Annotated in this window: 1 rRNA gene; it reads right to left on the reverse strand. The window is 51.2% G+C overall.

Features of this window, described 5'->3' with window-relative positions:
• A 23S ribosomal RNA gene (locus ACFWZ5_RS46485) occupies nucleotides 1-1170 on the reverse strand; the annotation flags it as partial.

A 1170-nucleotide genomic window follows, 5' to 3' on the forward strand; every position in this document is an offset into this window, starting at 1 on the left:
TTGCTTCTCAGCCCTTAGAACGCTCTCCTACCTCTGTTCGAAGAACAGTCCGCAGCTTCGGTGATACGTTTAGCCCCGGTACATTTTCGGCGCAGAGTCACTCGACTAGTGAGCTATTACGCACTCTTTAAATGGTGGCTGCTTCTAAGCCAACATCCTAGTTGTCTAAGCAACTCCACATCCTTTTCCACTTAATACACACTTTGGGACCTTAGCTGGCGGTCTGGGCTGTTTCCCTTTCGACTACGGATCTTATCACTCGCAGTCTGACTCCCAAGGATAAGTCATTGGCATTCGGAGTTTGACTGAATTCGGTAACCCGGTAGGGGCCCCTAGTCCAATCAGTGCTCTACCTCCGAGACTCTTACCTTGAGGCTAGCCCTAAAGCTATTTCGGGGAGAACCAGCTATCTCCGAGTTCGATTGTAATTTCTCCGCTACCCACACCTCATCCCCGCACTTTTCAACGTGCGTGGGTTCGGGCCTCCATTCAGTGTTACCTGAACTTCACCCTGGACATGGGTAGATCACCTGGTTTCGGGTCTACGACCACGTACTCAATTCGCCCTATTCAGACTCGCTTTCGCTGCGGCTCCGTCTTCTCGACTTAACCTTGCATGTTAAACGTAACTCGCCGGTTCATTCTACAAAAGGCACGCCATCACCCGTTAACGGGCTCTGACTACTTGTAGGCACACGGTTTCAGGATCTCTTTCACTCCCCTTCCGGGGTGCTTTTCACCTTTCCCTCACGGTACTGGTTCACTATCGGTCACTAGGGAGTATTTAGCCTTGGGAGATGGTCCTCCCGGATTCCGACGGAATTTCACGTGTTCCGCCGTACTCAGGATCCACTCAGGAGAGAACGAAGTTTTGACTACAGGGCTGTTACCTCCTATGGCGGGCCTTTCCAGACCTCTTCATCTACCTCGTTCCTTTGTAACTCCGTACAGAATGTCCTACAACCCCAAGAGGCAGGCCTCTTGGTTTGGGCTATGTTCCGTTTCGCTCGCCGCTACTCAGGGAATCGCATTTGCTTTCTCTTCCTCCGGGTACTTAGATGTTTCAGTTCCCCGGGTCTGCCTTCTCATATCCTATGAATTCAGATATGGATACCACTCCATTACGAGTGGTGGGTTTCCCCATTCGGAAATCTCCGGATCAAAGCTTGC

The sequence above is a fragment of the Streptomyces sp. NPDC059003 genome (genome assembly GCF_042740445.1).
Lineage (GTDB): Bacteria > Actinomycetota > Actinomycetes > Streptomycetales > Streptomycetaceae > Streptomyces.